Annotated in this window: 15 protein-coding genes and 1 pseudogene; 5 read left to right on the top strand and 11 right to left on the bottom strand. The window is 74.0% G+C overall.

The annotated features are described in order from the left end of the window. Positions 1 to 34: 34 nt before the first annotated feature. The 4 genes from OG852_RS42630 to OG852_RS42615 all read right to left on the bottom strand — a co-directional run bounded on the left by OG852_RS42630 (position 35) and on the right by OG852_RS42615 (position 3,606). Positions 35 to 1,123 (bottom strand): hydrogenase expression protein HypE, encoded by a 1,089-nt coding sequence (locus OG852_RS42630; RefSeq protein ID WP_133913109.1) that lies wholly within the window; start codon positions 1,121 to 1,123, stop codon positions 35 to 37. A 63-nt stretch (positions 1,124 to 1,186) separates the two neighbouring features. Then, a complete protein-coding gene (locus OG852_RS42625; RefSeq protein WP_330350680.1) occupies positions 1,187 to 2,962 on the bottom strand; it encodes an enoyl-CoA hydratase-related protein in 1,776 nt (591 codons plus the stop codon). A 142-nt stretch (positions 2,963 to 3,104) separates the two neighbouring features. After that, positions 3,105 to 3,362, bottom strand: a complete 258-nt coding sequence (locus OG852_RS42620) for a hypothetical protein (RefSeq protein ID WP_133913107.1) — start codon at positions 3,360 to 3,362, stop codon at positions 3,105 to 3,107. Next, positions 3,349 to 3,606 (bottom strand): DUF6400 family protein, encoded by a 258-nt coding sequence (locus tag OG852_RS42615; protein WP_330350679.1) that lies wholly within the window; start codon positions 3,604 to 3,606, stop codon positions 3,349 to 3,351. The genes OG852_RS42620 and OG852_RS42615 overlap by 14 nt, the downstream gene beginning before the upstream one ends. Positions 3,607 to 3,655: 49 nt before the next feature. On the opposite strand from OG852_RS42615, the gene OG852_RS42610 reads away from it, so the two are divergent. Then, positions 3,656 to 4,117, top strand: a complete 462-nt coding sequence (locus tag OG852_RS42610; RefSeq protein WP_133913106.1) for a hypothetical protein — start codon at positions 3,656 to 3,658, stop codon at positions 4,115 to 4,117. Here the strand turns inward: OG852_RS42610 and OG852_RS42605 are convergent. Then, a pseudogene (locus OG852_RS42605) lies at positions 4,066 to 6,530 on the bottom strand (SpoIIE family protein phosphatase). The gene OG852_RS42610 and the pseudogene OG852_RS42605 overlap by 52 nt on opposite strands. A gap of 138 nt (positions 6,531 to 6,668) precedes the next feature. Between OG852_RS42605 and OG852_RS42600 the strand changes: the two are divergent. After that, positions 6,669 to 8,744: a SpoIIE family protein phosphatase gene (locus OG852_RS42600; protein ID WP_330350678.1), complete on the top strand. Its 2,076-nt coding sequence runs from the start codon at positions 6,669 to 6,671 to the stop codon at positions 8,742 to 8,744. Between the two features lie 57 nt (positions 8,745 to 8,801). Here the strand turns inward: OG852_RS42600 and OG852_RS42595 are convergent, their stop codons facing one another. Then, the gene (locus OG852_RS42595) at positions 8,802 to 9,512 is read right to left on the bottom strand and encodes a GNAT family N-acetyltransferase (RefSeq protein ID WP_133913103.1); all 711 of its coding nucleotides are present in this window, start codon (positions 9,510 to 9,512) and stop codon (positions 8,802 to 8,804) included. An 825-nt stretch (positions 9,513 to 10,337) separates the two neighbouring features. On the opposite strand from OG852_RS42595, the gene OG852_RS42590 reads away from it, so the two are divergent. Both OG852_RS42590 and OG852_RS42585 read left to right on the top strand, forming a co-directional pair. Further along, entirely contained in the window at positions 10,338 to 12,533 is a 2,196-nt protein-coding gene (locus OG852_RS42590) for an FUSC family protein (RefSeq protein ID WP_330350677.1), read from the top strand. Positions 12,534 to 12,543: 10 nt separating this feature from the next. Further along, a complete protein-coding gene (locus OG852_RS42585; RefSeq protein WP_330350676.1) occupies positions 12,544 to 13,764 on the top strand; it encodes a PP2C family protein-serine/threonine phosphatase in 1,221 nt (406 codons plus the stop codon). Here OG852_RS42585 and OG852_RS42580 read toward each other — a convergent pair. Both OG852_RS42580 and OG852_RS42575 read right to left on the bottom strand, forming a co-directional pair. Continuing rightward, positions 13,726 to 15,093 carry a pyridoxal phosphate-dependent decarboxylase family protein gene (locus tag OG852_RS42580; protein WP_330350675.1) on the bottom strand — a complete coding sequence of 456 codons (1,368 nt, stop codon included), beginning with the start codon at positions 15,091 to 15,093 and terminating at the stop codon, positions 13,726 to 13,728. The two genes, OG852_RS42585 and OG852_RS42580, sit on opposite strands and share 39 nt — an antisense overlap. A gap of 48 nt (positions 15,094 to 15,141) precedes the next feature. Beyond that, positions 15,142 to 16,332, bottom strand: coding sequence for an MFS transporter (locus OG852_RS42575; protein ID WP_330350674.1), 1,191 nt, complete (start codon positions 16,330 to 16,332; stop codon positions 15,142 to 15,144). Positions 16,333 to 16,599: 267 nt separating this feature from the next. Here OG852_RS42575 and OG852_RS42570 point away from each other — a divergent pair, with 267 nt between their 5' ends. Further along, on the top strand, positions 16,600 to 17,343 hold the full coding sequence (locus OG852_RS42570) for a class I SAM-dependent methyltransferase (RefSeq protein ID WP_330350673.1): 744 nt from the start codon (positions 16,600 to 16,602) through the stop codon (positions 17,341 to 17,343). An 11-nt stretch (positions 17,344 to 17,354) separates the two neighbouring features. Here OG852_RS42570 and OG852_RS42565 read toward each other — a convergent pair whose 3' ends face one another. The 3 genes from OG852_RS42565 to OG852_RS42555 all read right to left on the bottom strand — a co-directional run bounded on the left by OG852_RS42565 (position 17,355) and on the right by OG852_RS42555 (position 20,112). Further along, positions 17,355 to 17,951 (bottom strand): cadmium resistance transporter, encoded by a 597-nt coding sequence (locus OG852_RS42565; protein WP_330350672.1) that lies wholly within the window; start codon positions 17,949 to 17,951, stop codon positions 17,355 to 17,357. A 76-nt stretch (positions 17,952 to 18,027) separates the two neighbouring features. Then, entirely contained in the window at positions 18,028 to 19,149 is a 1,122-nt protein-coding gene (locus tag OG852_RS42560; protein ID WP_443064617.1) for a HoxN/HupN/NixA family nickel/cobalt transporter, read from the bottom strand. A 126-nt stretch (positions 19,150 to 19,275) separates the two neighbouring features. Then, positions 19,276 to 20,112, bottom strand: coding sequence for a carbohydrate ABC transporter permease (locus tag OG852_RS42555; RefSeq protein ID WP_133913098.1), 837 nt, complete (start codon positions 20,110 to 20,112; stop codon positions 19,276 to 19,278). Between the last annotated feature and the right edge of the window lies 1 nt (position 20,113).

Genomic DNA, 20,113 nt, shown 5'->3' with positions numbered 1-20,113 from the left:
CGCGCGGGGGTGTGGGGGGTGAGTCAGGCCGGGGTCACCAGGGGGGCCGGTAGCCGGTGGTGATCTTCTCGCCGGTACGGCGCCACTTGGGCTCCTTGTCCACGGTCTTCGCGGTGATGTCCCGGAGCTTGCGGATCACGGCGCCGTACGCGCCGCTGGCCGTGCTGGAGACCTTGGCGCCGGGGGGTTCGTCCATGAACGGCATGAACTTGTCGGGGAAGCCGGGCATGGTGCAGGCGATGCAGATGCCGCCGACGTTGGGGCAGCCGCCGATGCCGTTCATCCAGCCGCGCTTGGGCACGTTGCACTTGACGACCGGGCCCCAGCAGCCGATCTTCACCAGGCACTTCGGCGAGTCGTACGTCGTCGCGAACTCGCCCTGCTCGTAGTAGCCGGCCCGGTCGCAGCCCTCGTGGACGGTGGCCCCGAACAGCCAGGTCGGGCGCAGCTTGTCGTCCAGCGGGATCATCGGGGCGGAGCCGGCCGCCTGGTAGAGCAGGTAGGTGAGGGTCTCGGCGAAGTTGTCGGGCTGGATCGGACAGCCGGGGACGCACACGATCGGGATGCCGGCCTGCGACTTCCAGTCCCAGCCGAGGTAGTCCGGGACGCCCATCGCGCCGGTCGGGTTGCCGGCCATCGCGTGGATGCCGCCGTACGTGGCACAGGTGCCGATGGCGACGACGGCGAGGGCCTTGGGCGCGAGGCGGTCGATCCACTCGCTGGTGGTGATCGGCTGGCCCGTCTCCGGGTTGTCGCCGAAGCCGCACCAGTAGCCCTCGGGCTTGATCGCCTCGTTGGGGATGGAGCCCTCGACGACGAGGACGAACGGGTCGATCTCGCCGCGCTCGCCCTTGAAGAACCACTCGATGAACGTGTCGGAGCCGCCGACCGGGCCGCACTCGAAGTCGATGAGCGGCCAGTGCACGGCGATCTTCGGCAGGCCCGGGAGCACGCCGAGCGCGATCTCCTCGATGCTCGGCTGCATGGCCGCGGTCAGCGCGACCGAGTCGCCGTCGCAGCTCAGCCCCGCGTTGATCCAGAGGATGTGGATCGTGGGTGTCTCGTCGGCGGGCGCGCCTGTGGCGTCCGCAGCGCCGGCCGTGTTCGGCGTCGCCTGGCTCATGGGACCGCCTCCTGGGGAGGTAAGGGACGAAGGCCTGCATTTCGGCCATCAGAATTCTTCGTATCAGCGGTTCGGCCCGGGTGAGACACCGGGGAGGGCCATTCCGGTGACAGCGGGGGGACTGGGGTGCGGAGCGGCCGGCGCAACCCGGGCGAGGTGCGGCGGGGTGCCCGTGAGCCGCTTCTTGTGGACGAAGGCGCGGCGCAGGGCGTGGTAGGAGGCGTGCGGGTCGTCGAAGGTCTCCCGCATCCGGGCGAGCTCGCGTTCCCGGAAGCCGGCGAGCGGGGTCAGGGTCTGCAGCCGGTCCAGGTCCGCCTTCTTCGCGGTGACGCGGTCCGCCGTCGCGGGCAGGGCGGCCAGGCGGGCCGCGCGCTGGGCGACCTCGGCGGCGAAGGCGTCCGGGGCGCACTCGACCACGCGGTCGACGAGCCCGAGGCCCAGGGCGGCCGCCGCGCTGACGGGGAGGGCCTCGCTCATGAGGCGTGCGGCGGCCACGGGGCCGACCCGGCGCGGGAGGGTGTGGGTCCAGTACTCGGAGCCGTACAGGCCCATCAGCCGGTAGTGGGGGTTCAGCACGGCGCCCGAGCGGCACCACACCTCGTCGGCGGCGAGGGCGAGCATGACGCCGCCGGCCGCGGCGTTGCCCGCGACGGCCGCGACCACCAGGCGGTCCGTGGTCGTCAGGACCGCTTCGACGAGGTCGTCGACGGCGTTGATGTTGGCCCAGGACTCGGCGGCCGGATCGGCGGCGGCCTCGATGACGTTGAGGTGGATGCCGTTGCAGAAGAAGTCGCGGGCGCCGCCCAGCACCAGCACCGAGGTGGGCCGCTCGCACGCCTTCCGGTAGGCGTCCAGCAGGCGGCGGCACTGCTCGGTGCTCAGCGCTCCGCCGGGGAAGGAGAACGACAGGAAGCCCACGGTTCCGTCCTCCCGGTAGCGGATGTCCGTCCAGGCGGACTCCGGCAGGTCGGGCAGCCCCTCGGGGGTGTGGTCGGGCAGCGCCGGGAGCCGGTCGCCCAGGGCGCGCACGGCGGGCAGCTTGAAGGTGGGCGGCGCCCCGCGCAGCCGTCGGAGCCGCAGCTCGGGGATCCAGACGGCGCCGTCCGTGGTGGCCCGGCAGACCGCCCCGGCCCGGGTGGCCAGCAGCGCTCCGGGGTGTCCGCGCAGGACGGGCTCGGGGTGGCCGCCGTGCAGATACCATTCCTCGCCGAACAGCACGTCCAGCACACCGGGCTGGGAGTCCGCCGCCCGCAGCTTGCGCAGCACGGTCCGGGTGGAGTCCTCGGCCCAGTCGATGCGCCGGACGCCCTGGTCCAGGTACGGGCGGGTCCGCGGACGGGGGTCGGCCGTGGCCGCCGGGTCCTGCCGGCGCGGCACGTACGTTCCGCCGGCGAAGCGGTCCACGGCGAGCAGGACGGCCCGCAGCGCGGCGTCGGCGATCTCGCCCCGGTACAGGTCGCTCTTGCCCACGGGCGGGACGGGGCAGGGCACACTGGCCCACACGTCACCGGCGTCCATCTCCGCGTCGGCCTGCAGGACGGTGACGCCCCAGACGTCGTGGCCCTCGTGGATCGCCCAGTCCAGCGAGGACGGTCCGCGGTCCCCGACGGGGCCGGGATGGACGACGAGACAGGGGTACGCCGTCCACACGTCCTCGGGGATCGCCGTCCTGAGCATCGGCGCGAGGACGAGCCGCGGCGCGTGCCGTCGGACGGCGTCCGGCAACGAGGCGTCCGGCAGGGCGAGTTCGACCGCCACCGCATGGCCGCGGTCGCGCAGTTCGGCGTGGACGCGCTGGGTGAGGCTGTTGAACGCGCTGGCTACCAGCAGGATGTGCACGGCTGCCTCCGGGCGGACGGGCGGCAGGCGGGGATGACCGCCGAGGGCGATCCTCCGTCAGCTCCGCGGGCCGTCCCCGGCGACAGACGGCCGGGTCATCCGAAAGCGGGCGCGGCTGCGCCGTCCGGGCGCAGGTGTGCCGTCAGTCGCGGCGCAGGCCGCTGGTGATGCGTTCCCAGCGGCTGCGGGTGGCGCCGAAGTGGGTCTCGTGGTCCCAGACGTGGGCGCACGAGGGGCACTGCAGATGGAGCAGGCTGCCGACGTTGGAGAGCAGATAGCGCCAGTGCGTCGAGCAGGTGCGGCGTTCCTCGCAGGTGGCGCAGCCCTGGTGGTCGTTGCACCGGGGACAGGCCACCCAGGCGCGGCGACCGGGGTCGGCCTGGGGGTCAAGCGGCAGCATCGCCGTCTCCCCGGGGCGGGAGCACACCGGCCGCGACCAGTTCGTCGTGGATGCGCTGCTGTTCGGCGCTGAGGCCGGAGTAGAGCAGTCGGTACGCCGTCTCCTCGCCCTGGAGCGCCTCCACGGGGTCCCAGTCGGCGCCGAGGGCGTCCATGACGTGGGCCCGCCGGAGCATCTCGTGCGCGCTCAGGTCGACGGACCAGTCGAACGGTGTCCGGTCGGGGGTGGGGCCGTGGTGGGACATGGTTCGAACGTAGGGAAGCGTTCCCCGCTCGGGCAAGAGCAGGTGGGGGATGTCACAGCAGGTCACAGCGGTGCGGCCGCGCCGGGAGGCCGCGTACCGCGCTGACGGACATGGTCAGCCGCTGCGCCGGCGACGGACCGTCGGTGTCGCAGCTCGCCGCCGCCCGTCCGACGCCCGTGCGACGGGGGTCGGCCCACAGCCGCCACACCTCGTCACCTCGGTCGCCGCGCCCACGTCCCCGGACTTCACCGACGGCTTCGCCGACGAGTTCACCGACGAGGAGGGGAAGCCGGACCCCGCCCTGCCGACCATGAACGTGCGGGTCCGGCCGACCCCGCACGGGGACGGCACGCGCATGAAGGTCCGGTGGTCCTTCGAGACCCGCGAGCAGATGGACCGGCTGGTGGAGATGGGCATGGCGGAGGCCCGCGGCTGGCGGGGGCCGGATGGACGGGCTGCTCACCGGCTGATCTCCTGCTCCGCCCAGATGATCTTCCCCTCGCCCGTGTAGCGGGCTCCCCACCGGTGGGCGAGCTGGGCCACCAGAAAGAGGCCGCGGCCCCCCTCGTCCATGCTCCGGGCGTGCCGGAGCCTCGGGGCCGTGCTGCTGGCGTCGGAGACCTCGCAGGTCAGCCGGGTGTCACGGAGCAGCCGCAGCCGGATCGGCGGAGTGCCGTAGCGAAGGGCGTTGGTGACCAGCTCGCTGACGACGAGTTCCGAGGTCATCGCCAGTTCCTCCAGCCCCCAGGCCGCCACCTGGCGGGTCGCCCGGGCCCTGACGTCGGCGACGGCGGCCGGGTCCGCGGGCACGTCCCAGGAGACGACCTGGTCGGGACCCAGCGCATGGGTGCGGGCCAGGAGCAGGGCGATGTCGTCGGGCTGGGGCACGGGCACCAGCCGCCGTACCGCCGCGTCGCACAGAGCGGCGAGGTCGGTGTCGGACGGGGTCAGCAGGTCGCCGAGCCGGGCCATGCCGCGCTCCATGTCCTGGTCCGTGCCCTCCACGAGGCCGTCGGTGTAGAGGCCGAGCAGGCTGTTCTCGGCGAGCTCGATCTCGGTCGCCTCGAAGGTCATCCCGCCGAGCCCGAGCGGAGGGCCGGCCGGGGGCTCCGGGAAGGAGACCTGTCCGTCGGGGCCGACGACGACGGGGGGCGGGTGCCCGGCGCGGGCCATCCGACAGCTCCGGGTGACCGGGTCGTAGACCGCGTACAGACAGGTGGCGCCGAGGAACGCGGCCGTGTCCTGGCGTACGGCCGTCCCGTCGGTCTGGTCGGCGCTCAGCCTGAGCACCAGGTCGTCCAGGTGGGCCAGCAGCTCCTCGGGAGGCATCTCCATGTCGGCGAGGGTCTGCACCGCCGTGCGCAGCCGGCCCATGGTCGCGGCGGCCGCGATGCCGTGTCCCACCACGTCGCCGACGACGAGGCCCACCCGGGCCCCGGACAGCTCGATCACGTCGAACCAGTCCCCGCCCACCCCGTCGCTGGGGTCCGCCGGCAGATAGGAGGAGGCCACCGCGCGGTGCCGCCCGACAGGGCGTGGGGCAGCAGACTGCGCTGCAGGGTGACGGCCGCGGTGTGCTCCCGGGTGTACCGGCGGGCGTTGTCGACGCACAGCGCGGCCCGCGCGACCAGTTCACGGGCGAGCAGCACGTCGTCGGGCTCGAACGACACGGGGTTGACCGACCGGATGAACGTCGTGAGGCCGAGGGCGGTGTGCCGGGCCCGCATCGGCACCGAGATGAGGGAGTGCAGTCCGAACTCCCGGATGGTGGCCGCCCGCGCGGGCTGTTCCCTGGTCCAGAGCTCGTCGGAGGGGTCGAGGACGGGGATGAGGATCGGCTCGCCCTCGACGAGGAGGTGCCCGTCGTGCGGCGGGGGCAGGAAGTCCACCCGGTCGCCGACCTGGGCCACGGCCTCCGGGCAGCCCTCCCGGACCGAGTTCATCCCGGCGCGGCGCATCGCCGGCCGGGCGGGCGCCGGTCCCGCGTCCGTCAGCCACGCCCCGTGGCCCTCGGTGCTGAGCACGGTCTCCAGAAGGTCCACGACGACGAAGTCCGCGAACCGGGGCACCGCGAAGTCGGCGAGTTCCTGGGCCGTCCGCAGCACGTCGAGGGTGGTGCCGACGAAGGTGCCGGCCTCGTTGACCAGCGCCAGCAGCCGGCGGGCGGTCCAGCGCTCGGTGACGTCCTGGACCATGTAGCAGACGCCGGTGACGGAGCCGTCGGAGTCGACCAGGGGGAAGAAGGACGTGGAATACGCGCGCTGGCGGTGCGGGTCGGCCCAGCTCCACCCGAGGTACTCGTAGTCGGTGACCGGGACGCCGGAGTCCAGGACCTTGCGCATCAGCCCTTCGAGGGTGGTCGTCTGCAGTCCGGGCAGCAGATCGCTGAGCCGCCGTCCGAGGCGCTCCTCGCGGGGCACGCCGCCGAAGCGTTCCAGCGTGTCGTTCAGCCACACATAGCGCAGCTCGAGATCCATCACCGCCATCCCGACCGGGGAGCGGGTGAGGAATCCGTCGAGGACGGACTGGCCGACCGTCCAGTGCGGGCTGCGGCGGCGCGCCGAGAGCAGGAAGCACTCGTCCTCGCCGATACGGAAGGACGCGGAGACCCGCAGGTCGACCTCGACGGCGCGGCCGTCGTGGTGCCGTACGGGGAGCTGACCGCTCCAGCCCATGCCCGCCCGGCACCGCTCGGCGACACCGGCCACCCGGGCCGGGTCGCGGGGGCCCGCCATCAGCCGCGCGGCGGGGCGGCCCACCACCTCCGCGGCCGGGCGGCCGAGCAGCGTGGCGGCGCCCCGGGTCCAGCCGACGACGACGCCGTCCGCCCGCACGACCGCCGCCGCGTCGGTGGACGCGTCGAGGAGATCGCGCGGCTGCGCCGGTGCCGGAGCGGCGTCGGAGGCTTCTCGCGCAGGGTCCATCGGGCCATCCTTTACACGACCCATGGTCCTGCTTGTCCGACGGATGTGCACGGGCGCGGGGCGCCCGGAGCGCCGCCGAGCCCTCGGTGCTTTCCGGACGCCCCGGGCGGGGGCAGCATGGAGGGGAGGAGGTTGGCGATGACAGCCGAACCCTTCCCGTCCGCGGAGGACGTGTACGGCACCGAGGCGGCCGGGGCACCCCCGCCCACGGGGCTGCTGGACGTCCTGAGCGTGTCCGCGATGGTCCTGGACGCCGACGGACGGATCGTGTTCTGGACCCCGCAGGCCGAGGAACTGTTCGGCTACACCGCCGACGAGGCGCTCGGCAAGTACGCGGCGCGGCTGTTCATCCACTCCCAGCATCTGAAGGCCGTGGTTCGGCTGTTCGCGGAGGTGCTGGAGACCGGCCGGAGCTGGGCCGGCACCTTCCCCATCCGCCACAAGGACGGCGGCACCCGGCTGATGGAGTTCCGCAACATGCGGCTCCAGGACGACCTGGGGGGTGTGTACGCCCTCGGTATCGCCGCCGACCACACCCTGCTGCAACGCGTCGAGACCGACCTCGCCCTGTGCGAGCGGCTGATCGACCAGTCCCCGATCGGGCTGGCCCTCCTCGACCCCGATCTGCGGTATCTGCTGGTCAACCCGGCCCTGGAGCGCATCGACGGCATCCCCGCCGAGGAGCATGTCGGCCGGCGGCTGCGGGAGACCCTGCCGCTGCCCGATGTGGACACCATCGAGTCCGCGCTGCGGCAGGTGCTCACCACCGGGACGCCGCTGCTCGACCAGTACCACGTGGGCCGTCCCCGCACCGACCCCGATCGCGAGCACGCCTGGTCGCTCTCCTTCTACCGGCTGGAGGACGCCGGAGGGCGGGTCCTGGGCGCGGCCGCCTCGGTCGTCGACGTGACGGAACGCCACCGGGCGGCGGCGGAGGCCGACCGGGCCCGGCGGCGCCTCGCCCTGATCGCGGAGGCCTCCACCCGGGTCGGCACCACGCTGGAGGTCGGGCAGACCGCCCGTGAGCTGGCCGAGATCGCCGTGCCGCAGCTCGCCGACGTGGTCGCGGTGGACGTCCTGGACTCCGCGCTGGCCTGCCGCCGCTCCCGCCGCCCGGACGACGGCCCCGAGCTGTTCCGCTCCCTCGCGCTCAAGGCGGCGCATCCGACCGTGGCCCTGCGGGCCGCCGACGCCCCCGGCGACATCGCCGCCTACGACGGCGACCGTCTGGTCACCCTGTGCGTCCACACCGGCCGGCCGGTCCTGGTGCGGCATGTCGGCGCCGGCGACATCCCCCGTATCGCCCGCGACGCCGAGGCCGGCTCGCTGCTGGCGCGGGCGGGTGTCCACTCGTATCTCGCGGTCCCGCTGATCGCCCACGGCGAGGTGCTGGGCGCCCTCGACCTCAAGCGGACCCGCAACCCGCTGCCCTTCGACGACGACGACGTCGTCCTCGCCGGTGAGCTGGCCGGGCGGGCGGCCGTGGCCATCGACAACGCCCGCTGGTTCGAGAGCGTGCGCAACACCGCGCTCACCCTCCAGCGCAGCCTGCTGCCGGACCACCCGCCGCACCACGCCGGTCTCGACCTGGCCTCCCGCTACCAGCCGGCGCAGGCCACCAGTGAGGTGGGCGGCGACTGGTACGACGTCATCCCGCTGACCGACGACAAGACCGCGCTGGTCGTCGGGGACGTCATGGGCAACGGCATCGACGCGGCCGCCACGATGGGCCGGCTGCGCACCGCCACCTGCGCCTACGCGGACCTCGACCTCGAACCCGGCGAGGTGCTCCAGCACCTGGACAAGATCACCTGCGATCTGGAGCACTACATCGTGACCTGCCTCTACGCGGTGTACGACCCCCGCGCCCGGCAGTGCCGGATGGCCAACGCGGGCCACATGCCGCCGGCCCTGGTCGGCCCCGGCCACGCCCCCGCGCTGCTCGACCTGCCGGCCGGTGCCCCGCTCGGCGTCGGCGGGATCCCCTTCGAGACCACCACGACCGATCTCGCCCCCGGTGACGTGCTGGTCCTCTACACGGACGGTCTGGTCGAGACCCGGCACCACTCCATCGACGACCGGCTGAACGTCCTTCTCGCCTTCCTCGACGAACCGGACCGGCCGCTGGAGGAGATCTGCGACCTGCTGCTGTACGGCCTGCGCCATCCCGACGACCACGACGACGTGGCGCTGCTGGTGGCCAGGGCGTTGTAGGCCCCCGGTCTTCCCTCGTCCTCCCCGCCCGGCCCGGCCGCACCGGGCCGTCACTCCCTAGTCGGTCCGGTCCGCGTCCGGGGGAACGGCCCTCGCGCCCGGGCAGTGCTGGGGCGGGGTCTGCGAGGGGTGCCGCACCCAGCGGGCGTCGATCACCCGGCCGTTGCGCAGACGGTGGCGGGGCGGCCCGTCGGCGGGGACGAAGCCGGCGGCCGTCAGGGCCCGCGCGCTCGCGGTGTTCGCGGGCTCGTATCCGGCCCGGACCGCCGCGAGTCCCAGGTGGTCGTGCCCGAGGAGGGCGGCGGCACGGAACAGTTCGGTGCCGAGTCCGAGGCCGCGCGCGTGCGGGGCCAGCCATCCACCGATCTCGCCGGTGCCGGGGTGCAGCTCCGTGTAGCCGGCATACCGGCCGTCGTCCAGGCGGACGGCCATCAGCACCTCGCCGTGTTCGGGGCGCGGCTCGTAGGGCTGGGCGAGCAGGACCGGGACCCCGGGGAGCGGTGGCCGGACGCCGGCGTCGGCGGGGCGGAGCTGGACCAGGGACCTGCGGACACCGGCGTCGGCCATCACGCCCACGGTGTCCCAGCCGAGCCAGCGCTGGGCCTCGGGGTCCGCGCCCGCGGCCAGGCAGACCGCGAGGTCGAGCTGGGTCCGCGGGGTGTAGAGCAGGAGGCGCTCGGTGCGAACGGTGTGCCGCCCGTGCCCGCAGACGCCGGGCAGCGGAAGCCTGGGCGCCCGCCGGGCGCCGCGCAGCCGTGACCAGATCATGTGCCCCCCTGGGTCGTCCACCCCGGGGTGCCCGGCCGCCGTGCGGCCCGGCGCCCCGCCGATGTGGAGGCGAGCGTAGGGCCGCGCGGCACAGCCCGCCATGGTGTTGCACGCAGCCTGGGAGCACCAGGCCCGGCAACGATCAGGCACCGGGCCCGGCGTCGATCAGGCACCGGGGCCCGGCAGCGATCAGGCACCGGGCTCGGCGTCGATCGGGCACCCGGCCCGGCCGGGCATGTGGGGCGGTCGGACATGTGGGGCGGCCGGGCATGTGGGGCGGCCGGGCATGTGGGGCGGCCGAGCATGTGCGCCAGAGCGAGCATGTGCGCCCGGCCATGCATCTGCACCCGGCCGAGCATGTGCGCCCGGGCGGGGATACGGCTCCGGCGCCGTCCGAGGCCGGGGCGTTGGAACCGGCCACGGATCCGGGCTCCACCGGGGACCCGGCGCCGTCCGACGCCGGGCGCCTGGCACGGCTGAGATCCCGGACTGAGCCGGGCATCGCGGCTCGGCCGGACATCGCGGCTCGGCCGGGCATCGCCAACCGGCCGGGCATCCGTATTCAGCATTCAGCCAGGTATCCGGATTCAGCCAGGCATCAGGGCCCGTCCCGGGATGCGGTGCGGGGGCGCCCCGCTCGCCGGGATCCGGCGTCGGCGTCGGCGTCGGCGGGGCCCGCGGTTCCCGACCCCGTCGGGCGCGCCGTGCGTTTCGCGTGGCTGGGCTGCGGGGTGGGCGGGGGCGGCTGACAATGAGGGGGCGGGGCGCGTGTGTCCGGCCCGCCCGCGATGCCTCGGGGGCGTCGGCCCGAGAGGAAACGTGCTCATGCGCGCTGAGTCTTCGCCGACCGCGCGGATCGGGGCTCTCTTCGGCGGCGCGGGGTGGGCCGCGATCCTGCACCGGTCGGTGCGGGTGACCGTGGCGTCGGCCACGGGCTTCTACGCCTTCCTGTACGGCCTGGACGAACCGGTGCCGGCCCTGTACGCGCTGTTCGGGCCCATCGCCCTCGGACTGCTGTCGGCCGTGCCGGGCTCCGGGCGGCAGCGCGCCGAGGTGATGCTGAAGGCGCTGCCGGCGGGCCTGGCGCTGGTGGCGCTGGGGACCGCGCTGGCGGTGCGGACCTGGGCGGCGGTGCTGGGGATGCTCGTCGTCGGCTTCCTGCTGGCCTTCGCCGCGGTCGCGGGCCCGCGGCCGGCCGGGGCGGCGCCGGGCCTCCAGCTCTTCTACATCCTGGCGTGCTTCCCGCCGTACGCGCCGCAGACCCTGGGGCTGCGGCTCGCCGGGCTCGCCACGGGCGTGGTGCTCCTCGCGCTGTGCGAGGTGTTCCTGTTGCCGCAGCCCGGGGGCGCGACGTACCGGTCGGGGGTCGCGAAGGCCGTGGCGCTCGTGGGCGACACCCTCGCGGGGCGGGTCGGCCTCCCGCCGGAGGCGCTGCGCGCCGAGGGGGAGCGGCTGCGGCTGTCGAGGTTCCCGCCCGCCGAACGCCCCGCTGGTCCGGGCCGCCGGGCCCGCGGACTGGCCCAGGCGGGTTCCGCGTCGCGCCGACTGCTGGAACAGCTCGCCCATCTGACGGAGACGGGGCGGCTGCACCATCTGCTCGGGGACGGCCGCCGTCACAGCGACCGTGCGTCGCGGTGGCTGTTGCCGCAGGTCGCGGAGCGGTGTGCCGACAGCGCCGCGGCGCTGCGGGCGGGACGGGCCCGGCCGGTCCCCCGGCGTCTGGACGAGGCGATCGGCGCGTTCCAGCGGATGCGGATGCGGCAGGGCGCGGAGACCGGCGCCACGGGGCCGGACGTGGTGACGGTGCTGCGTCGGCAGGCCGCGCTGCTGGGGGTGGCCGAGTCGGCGCGGGCGCTGGAGATCTCCGTACGGGTCGCCCTCGAGGGGCGGCGCACGGCTCCGATCGAGCCCCGGGAGCTGTTCTGGTACACGAACGCGTCGACGCTCCGGCTGTGGCTGCGCCGGATTTTCGGCAACATGACGGTCCGCTCGGTGCAGTTCCACAACGCCCTCCGCGTCGCCCTCGCCCTCGGCGCGGCACGGCTGGTCGCCGGTTCGCTCGACCTGACCCACGGGTTCTGGGTGCTGCTGGCGGTGCTGACGCTGAGCAGGACGACCGTCGGGGAGACCTGGGCGGCCATGCGGCAGGCGGTGGCCGGCAATCTGGCCGGCGCGGTCGCCGCGGGCGCCCTGCTCATCGGTCTAGGCGAGCACACCGACGCCTACGCCGCGATTCTCGCGCCGGGCATGCTGATCGCGTTCTCGGTCGGACCGCTGCTCGGCATCGCCTGGGCGCAGGCCCTGTTCACCCTGGTCGTGGCCAGCGCGTTCGCCCAGATCACCCCGGCCACCTGGCGGCTCGCGGAGGCGCGGATCGTGGACGTGGTGACGGGCAGCGTCATCGGTCTGCTGTGTGCGCTGCTCGCCTGGCCGTCCGGTGCCCGCCGGGAGGTGCGGCGGACCATGGCGGGCCTGCTGCACGAGTGCGCGTCGCTGATCAAGGGCACGGTCACCTCGCTGGCGGCGGTGCCGCCGGGCTCCGCGCCGCCCCCGTCGACGCTGCCCGCCCTGCACCGGATGCGGCTGGCCGAGTCCGCCTACGCGCAGTTCCGCAGTGAGCCGGCCGCGGGGGCCGCGGCCGGAGCCGACTGGCACGGCGTCCTCATCGCGACCCATCAGATCCTGCTCGGCGCCCACTGGCTCCCCCGCTTCGACCGGCCCGCGACCGCTCTGCCCCCGGACGCGGTGGAGCGGGCGCGGGCGGACGCCCGGGCGGCGGCCCGGACCGTCGAGCGGCTCGCGGCCCTGTGCGCCGGGGAGCGACCGCCGCCGGACGGAGCGCCACCGCACCCGGCATCAGCGCCGGCACCGACCCCACCCCTGGCGACCCTCGTGGACCTGGAGGCATGGCTGCTGAGCCTGACCGCCCAGCTCACCCGGGTCGAGGCGGGCCTGGCGCACGCCACCGGCCCCGAAGCGGGCCTGGCGCACGGGACCGGCCCCCGTGGGCCCGGACGTTAGGGCGCGTGCCGTGTCCCGCGAGAGCCTCGACGCCGCGTTGCGGCCCCCGTCCCCGCGGCGGGGCTGGGTGTGGTGGCTGCCGCTGATCGCGGTGGCCGTCGACGTGCTCATGGAAGTGATCGTCAGGGGCCGTGAGCCGGTGAGCTTCGTCCTCATCGCGGTGCCGCCGCTCGCCGCCGCGACGCGCGGCCCGCGCGGCACGGCGCTGTCGGCCGTGGTCTGTCTGGGCCTGCAGATGTGGATGGCGGCCCGTCGCCCCGGCCACTTCGCCGAGCAGCACCATGTCGCGGTGTACGTCGGCACGCTCCTCATCGGCGTCGCCAGTGTGGCGCTGGCCCGGCAGCGGGAGCGGACCCGGCAGCATCTGATCCGGGCCCACTCGATCGCGGAGGCCATGCAGCGGACCCTGTTGCGGCCGGTCCCGCACCGGCTCGGTCCCGTGCGCGCGGCCGGGTTCTACGAGGCCGGGGAGGGCGGCACGCTGGTCGGCGGTGATCTGTACGACGTGTGCGAGACGCCGTTCGGGGTGCGGGCGATCATCGGTGACGTGCGGGGCAAGGGGCTGGGCGCGGTGCAGACGGTCGCGGCGGTGCTGGGCAGCTTCCGGGTGTCGGCCCATGAGTGGCGGAGCCTGAGCCGGCTGGCCGAACGGCTGGAGCTCAGCATCGCCCGCAACGGTCCGGCCGGTGAGGAGGGCGACCCGGAGCTCTTCGTGACCGCGCTGGTGCTGGAGTTCCCGCCGGGCGGCGGCGAGGTGCGGATCGTCGACCGAGGGCACCCCTCCCCGCTGGTGGTCGGCCACCGGGAGGCCCGTCGGCTGGTCACCGCGCCCGGGCTGCCGCTGGGCCTGGGCGCGCTGGCGGCGGGCGGCGACGAGACGACCGTGCACCCGCTCGGCCCCGGCGAGGTGCTGGTCGCGCACACGGACGGGGTGAGCGAGGCCCGGGACGCGGACGGTGTCTTCTATCCGGTGCTGCGGCGGCTCGGCGAGCGCTTCCGTGAGGAGTGCGCCCCCGATCCGGAGGCGGTCGTGTCGTTCGTGCGCTCCGACTCCGCACGCTGGTCGGCCGGCGCCGACAACGACGACCGGGCCGTGCTCGCCCTGCGCCTGGACACCGAGGCGATCGGGGAGACCGGGGACACCGAGGAGACCGGGGCGACGCAGGACGGGGGAGTCCGCGTGACCGGGGGCTCAGACCCCGGCCGCCGCCCGTCGCATCGCCTCCAGTGAGCGCGCGACGTCCTCGTCCGTGGTCGACCAGTTGCTCACCGAGATCCGCAGGACGCGCCGTCCCCGCCACCGGGAGCCGCTGATCCAGGTGGTGCCGTCGGCGAGCAGCCGGTCGATCACCCGGTCGGTGCGCGCGTCGTCGCCGAACGCGGCGCAGACCTGGGTGAACACGACGTCGTTGAGGACGCTCGCCCCGTCGATGCCTGCGATGCCGGTGGCGAACGCCGTGGCGTGCCGGCAGAGCCGTTCGACGAGGTCGGCCACGCCCGACCGGCCGAGGGAGCGGAGTGCGGCCCACACGGGGAAGGCCCGCCCGCGCCGGGAGAGCTCAGGCACCTTGTCGACGGGGTCGCCCTGTGCGTCGTGGATGAGGTAGGCGCCGTGCAGGCCCATCGCCGCCCGCAGCGCCGCCGTGTCACGGACCACGGCGAGACCGCAGTCGTAGGGGACGTTGAGGGTCTTGTGGGCGTCCGTCGCCCAGGAGTCGGCGTCGGCGCAGCCCGCCGTGAGGTGTGCGTGGGCCGGGGACGCGGCGGCCCACAGTCCGAAGGCGCCGTCGACGTGCACCCACGCGTCGGCCTCGCGGGCGGCCCGGACCGCCTCGGGGAAGGGGTCGAAGGCGCCGGAGTGGATGTCTCCGGCCTGGAGGACCACGATCGCGGGCCCGCGCCCGCCCGCCGCGAGGGCCTCGCGCAGCGCCTCGGGCTCGATCCGTCCCTGGTCGTCCGTCGCCACCAGGTCGGGTCGGCCCAGCCCGAGGTAGCGCAGCGCCAGGTCGATCGCCATGTGCCGTTGCGCACCGGCGACGACGTGGACGGCCGGTCCACCCGTGAGCCCGTCGCGGCCGACGTCCCGGCCGGCGCGCCGCAGCACCTCGTCGCGGGCGGCGGCGAGGCAGGTGAAGTTCGCCATCGTGGCGCCGGTGGTGAAGCCGACGGCGCTCGGGGCGGGCAGGCCGAGCAGGTCGAGCAGCCACGCGCCGGCGATCTCCTCGGCCGCCGCGTACGCGGGGGCCGCCGCCCGCATCACACAGTTCTGGTCCCAGGCGCTGACCAGCCAGTCGGCGGCCAGGGCGGCCGGTTCGGTGCCGCCGACGACGAACCCGTAGAAGCGTCCGGCGGGGAACGCGGTGAGCCCGGGTTCGCAGGCGGTGGCCAGCAGGTCGACGACCTCGGCGGGCGGGCTGGGTCCTGCGGGCAGTCCGGCGCCGAGCGCGCTCACGATCGCCTCGACCGAGGCGCGGGCGGGAACCGGGCGGTGGGACAGACTGGCCAGCCAGCGGACGGCGTGGTCGTGTGCCTGTCGCAGCGCTTCCTCGCGCGCGTCCATACCTCGGACTATGGAACAGCGGCCCCGGCCGTGCAAGCCACGCCCCCGTCACGCCTTCGTGGGCACCGGCCGACGGAGCAGATAGCCGGCCGCCGCCGTCACGAGCAGGGCCATGCAGGCGATGAACACCAGCCCGGCGCCCTCCAGGCCGAGGGGCACGGTCAGCAGCCCCACGCCGATCACCGGCACCGAGATACCGGCGTACGCCACGACGAACAGGGTGGAGATGACCGCCGCGCGCTGCTCCGCGGGGGACGCCCCGGCCACGGCGGACAGCGCCCCGCGGAAGGCCAGCCCCTGTCCGAACCCGCCGACGACCGCGCTGAGCACCACCAGCGCCAGCAGGTCCCAGTGCAGGGCGCCCGCGAGCAGGGCGAGCCCGGCGAGGAGCACGGCGCAGCCGATCGGCAGCGACCGCCCCACCCCGACCCGGCCGACGGCCAGTTGCCCGGCGGTCGAGGCGAAGAATGCCAGGGCGACGACCGCCCCGCTCACGGCGTGATCGCGCACGTCCAGGGACTCCGCGAGGAACGCCGGGCTGACCGAGGTGAACACCCCGAACAGCGCGAACCCGGCGAAGGAGGCGATGGCCGCAGGCACGAACACCGGTCGTACCCGGCGGGGCAGTCCCGGCCGTTGCGGTCGTACGGTGTTCAGCGGCCGTGGCTCACGGACGGTCTCCGGAAGCCTTGCCAGGACGGCGGCCGAGGCGGCGACCAGGACCAGGTGCACGGCGAAGGGCAGATACAGGGGCCGGGCGGCGTACTCGGCGAGCACGCCGGCGAGCAGCGGACCGCAGCCCAGCCCGCCCATGTTGGCGGCCGTCGCCACGAACGTGGCCCGTGCGGAGCCGCCGGGCGGCGCCAGGTCCATCACGTACGCCGTGGCGGCCCCGGTGAACAGTCCGGCGGAGAAGCCCGACAGCAGCCGCCCCGCGTACAGGGCGCCCAGCCCGCCGGCGAGCAGGAAGCACACGGCGCTGGCCGCCGCGCAGCCCAGGCCCGCGAGGAGGACCGGGCGTCTGCCGACGGTGTCCGAGGCGTTGCCCGCCGCCAGCAGCACACCGATGACGCCGAAGGCGTACACGGCGTAGACGACGGTGACGGTCAGCTCGGAGAACCCGAACTTCTCCTGGTAGAGGGGGTAGAGGGGGGTCGGCAGCGTGGTGCCGGCCATGCAGACGGCGAACACCGCCCCGCTGAGCAGGCACGGACCCCATCCTCGGCGCTTACCGTCCACCCGCCGACGGTAACCCGCAGGTCCGGTCCGGCCGGGACCGACGTGCCGTGACGGACAGCCGCGCCCTCCCGTACGCGCACCTCGAGGTGACCGGCCGTCAGTTCACCGTCCTGGGACGTTGAAGCGTCTGGACGTCACGTCCCCGGCCGGGCTGCCCGTCGGAGCGGGACCGTCGGGTGCGGGCCGCGCGGGTGGTCGTACCGCGCGTCTCGTATGTCGTGGTCCAACTCGTTCCTGTGGGGTGGCCTGGTTCGGATACTGGGCGGCATGGCTGTCTACGACGTGCTCGGGGTGGCGTATGCGCGGACTCGGCGGGCCGATCCACGGGTGGCCGCGCGGATTCGTGGCGCCGTCGGGGAAGTCGGCGGTGTGATCAACGTGGGGGCCGGGAGCGGGTCGTACGAGACGGCGGGGACCGTGTTGGCGGTGGAGCCCAGTCGGGTGATGCTGGCGCAACGGCCGGTGGGGGCCGCGCCCGCCGTGCAGGCCGTCGCCGAACGGCTTCCGGTGCGGGACGGGGCCGTGGACACGGTGATGGCGCTGCTGACCGTTCACCACTGGAGTGATCCGGCCGCCGGGATCGCGGAGTTGCGGCGGGTCGCCCGCCGTCGGGTCGTCGTGCTGACCTGGGACCAGCGGGTCTTTCGGGAGCGGTTCTGGCTGGTCCGGGACTATCTGCCGGAGGCGGCCGCGTTCGACGACGCGCGGGCCACGCCCGTCGACCGGCTGTGCGAACTGCTGGGCGGGGCGCGTCAGGAGGTGGTGCCGGTTCCGCACGACTGTGTCGACGGTTTCGCCGCCGCGTACTGGCGGCGCCCGCACGCCTATCTCGATCCCCGCGTACGGGCGGGCGTCTCCCTGCTCGCCCAGCCCGGGGAGGAGATCCTCGCCCCCGGTCTGGCACGGCTCGCGGAGGACCTGGCGACCGGGCGCTGGCACACCCGCCACGCCGGACTGCTCACGCTGGACGCCCTAGACGTCGGGTACCGGCTGCTCGTGGCCGACCAGTGAGCCGGGCGCCCTCAGAGTCCGAACGCGCCGCCCTCCACGAGGATGAGCACGCCGAGGCCGATGAGGACGGCCGGCAGCAGTACGTGTCCCCAGCGGCTCAGGGCGCGGGCCACGACGGGCCGGGTCGCGAAGAAGCGGCCCGCCAGGCACCACACACCGACGAGGCCCAGGAAGACGACGGTGTACACGGTCAGGCCGGCCGCCCCGGCGGTGGCGAACACCGGGACGTAGACGCCGATGTTGTCGCCGCCGTTGGCGAACGTGACGGCCGCGACCTCCAGCGGCCCGGGGCCGCCCCCACTCCCCGGCCCGTCGTCCTCGTCGTCGCCGCTCCCCCGCCACGCCCGCCGGGCCGCCTTGAGTCCGAGTGCCAGCGGAAGCAGCCCGAGATACGGGAGCACGCCCTCGGGCAGGAAGGTCGCGCCGAAGGCCGCCGCGCCCGCGACCGCGAGGAGGGCGGCGAAGCCCAGGTACTGGCCGATCACGATCCGGCGGGCCGCGCCCGGCCGCCCGGCGCCCTGGGCGAAGAACAGCGACAGGACGAGGATGTCGTCGACGTTGGTGACGGCGAACAGCCCGACCGCCTGCCCGATGATGCCGAGACGCACTGACCAGCCCGCTCCGGTGGGTTCGACGGTGACAGGGCGACCCTACGGCGTGGTCCGCCCGACCGGCGGACCGGGTTCACCCCTCGGAGGGCGCCGCCTGCGCCAGTCCCGCCGTCCATTTCTCCTCGATGCGGCCGACCTTCCACACCACGAGGGCGATCACCCAGGTGGCGAAGAACAGTCCCACGATGACGAAGCCGACGACGTTGAGGTCGAGGGCGGACACCCAGTCCCAGAAGGCGCCGTGGAGATGGAGCTTCTCGGCGAGGAGGCCGAGGAGTTCGACCGTGCCGATGATCAGCGCCACGGCGACCGACAGCGCGGTGACGGTGAGGTTGTAGTAGACCTTGCGGACCGGCTTGGAGAAGGCCCAGCCGTAGGCGAAGTTCATGAACGAGCCGTCGATCGTGTCGAGCAGGGACATGCCGGCGGCGAAGAGGACGGGCAGGCAGAGGATCGCGTACCAGGGCAGCCCGGAGGCGGCGCCGGAGCCGGCGAGGACGAGCAGGGCGATCTCGGTCGCGGTGTCGAAACCCAGGCCGAAGAGCAGGCCCAGCGGGTACATCTGCCACGGCCTGGTGATCGACTTCATGAAGCGGCCCAGGATGCGGTTCATGAGGCCTCGGCTGTCGAGCTGCCTCTCCAGCGCCGCCTCGTCGAAGCGGCCCGAGCGCATCTGCCGGAAGACCTTCCAGATGCCCGCGAGGATCACCAGGTTGATCGCGGCGATGAGGTAGAGGAACGTCCCCGAGATCGTCGTACCGATCAGGCCGGTGACGTCGTGCAGTCCCGAGCCGTCGTCGCGCACCGGGCCGGCGAGGGCCTTGACGCCCAGGGAGAGCAGGAAGGCCAGGGCGAAGACGACGCTGGAGTGGCCGAGGGAGAACCAGAAGCCGACCGACAGCGGCCGCTGCCCCTCGTGCATCAGTTTCCGGGTCGTGTTGTCGATGGCGGCGATGTGGTCGGCGTCGAAGGCGTGCCGCATGCCGAGGGTGTAGGCCGTGACGCCGATACCGACGCCGAAGGACCGGGTGCCGATGCTGTGGTGCTCCGGCGCCACGATCGCGACCAGGGTGAACCAGCCGATGACATGCAGAGCCAGCACGAAGGCGGCCATCCCGCCGACCCTGGTCCACTCCTCCCGGGTCATGGACGTTCGGATGCGGTGCCGGAGCGAGGCGGCGGGGGCGCTGGTCATCGGGCGGAGGCTTCCTTCGTGGGGGCGATCTGCATGTCTCACCCTTCTGCCTGCATGACCTACTTGCAACTTAGTCGCAGTAAAGCTCCTGATCGTTTTGGGTCAAGGGCCGATCCCGGGCCGGGATCAGCCCTTGACCGCCGAGGCGGCGACGCCCTGGACGAACCAGCGCTGGAAGAACGCGAAGACGATCAGCACCGGCAGGACCAGCAGGACCCCGAAGGCGAGGACCTGGCCCCAGTCCACGGGCTGCTGGCCCTGGAAGACGCTCATCTCCAGCGGGAGCGGGCGGACGGCCGGGTCGGAGACCATCAGGACGGGCCAGAGGAAGGAGCCCCACTGGGTGAGGAAGGTCAGGATGGCGACCGAGGCGAACACCGGCTTCGACATCGGGACGACGATGGCGAAGAAGGTGCGCCAGGGACCGGCGCCGTCGATCCGGGCGGCCTCCTCGATGCTCGGCGGGATCGCCCGGAAGAACGTGGCGAACTGGTAGACCGAGAAGGCGTTCGCGAGGAAGGGCACGGCCTGGATGGCGAGCGTGTTGCGCTGGTCGTTGAACAGGTAGAACAGCGGGACCGCGACCGCCTCGAACGGCACGAGCATCAGCAGCAGCACGAGGGTGAAGACGGCGCCCTGGCCCCGCCACCGCAGGCGCGTCAGGCCGTAGGCGGCCATGGAGTTGACCACCAGCCCGCCGAGGACCACCACGGTGGACAGGAACAGGGAGACGCCCATGAACCGCCAGAGGTAGCCGGTGGCGTCGGAGTCGAAGGCGTCGAGGACGGCCCGGTAGTTGTCCAGGGACAGATGGGTCGGGAGGAAGCCGGTCAGGCCGCTGAGCACCTGGTCGGAGGGCTTGAAGCTGCCGAGGACCAGATAGAGGACCGGCAGGACGAAGACGAACGCCAGGACGCTCAGGACGGTGTAGTCGAGGAGGCGGCGCAGGGGGGTGCTGGTCATG

The sequence above is a fragment of the Streptomyces sp. NBC_00582 genome (assembly GCF_036345155.1).
GTDB lineage: Bacteria > Actinomycetota > Actinomycetes > Streptomycetales > Streptomycetaceae > Streptomyces.
Note: the sequence above shows the minus strand (reverse complement) of the source record. Positions and strands in the feature narration are given on the sequence as shown.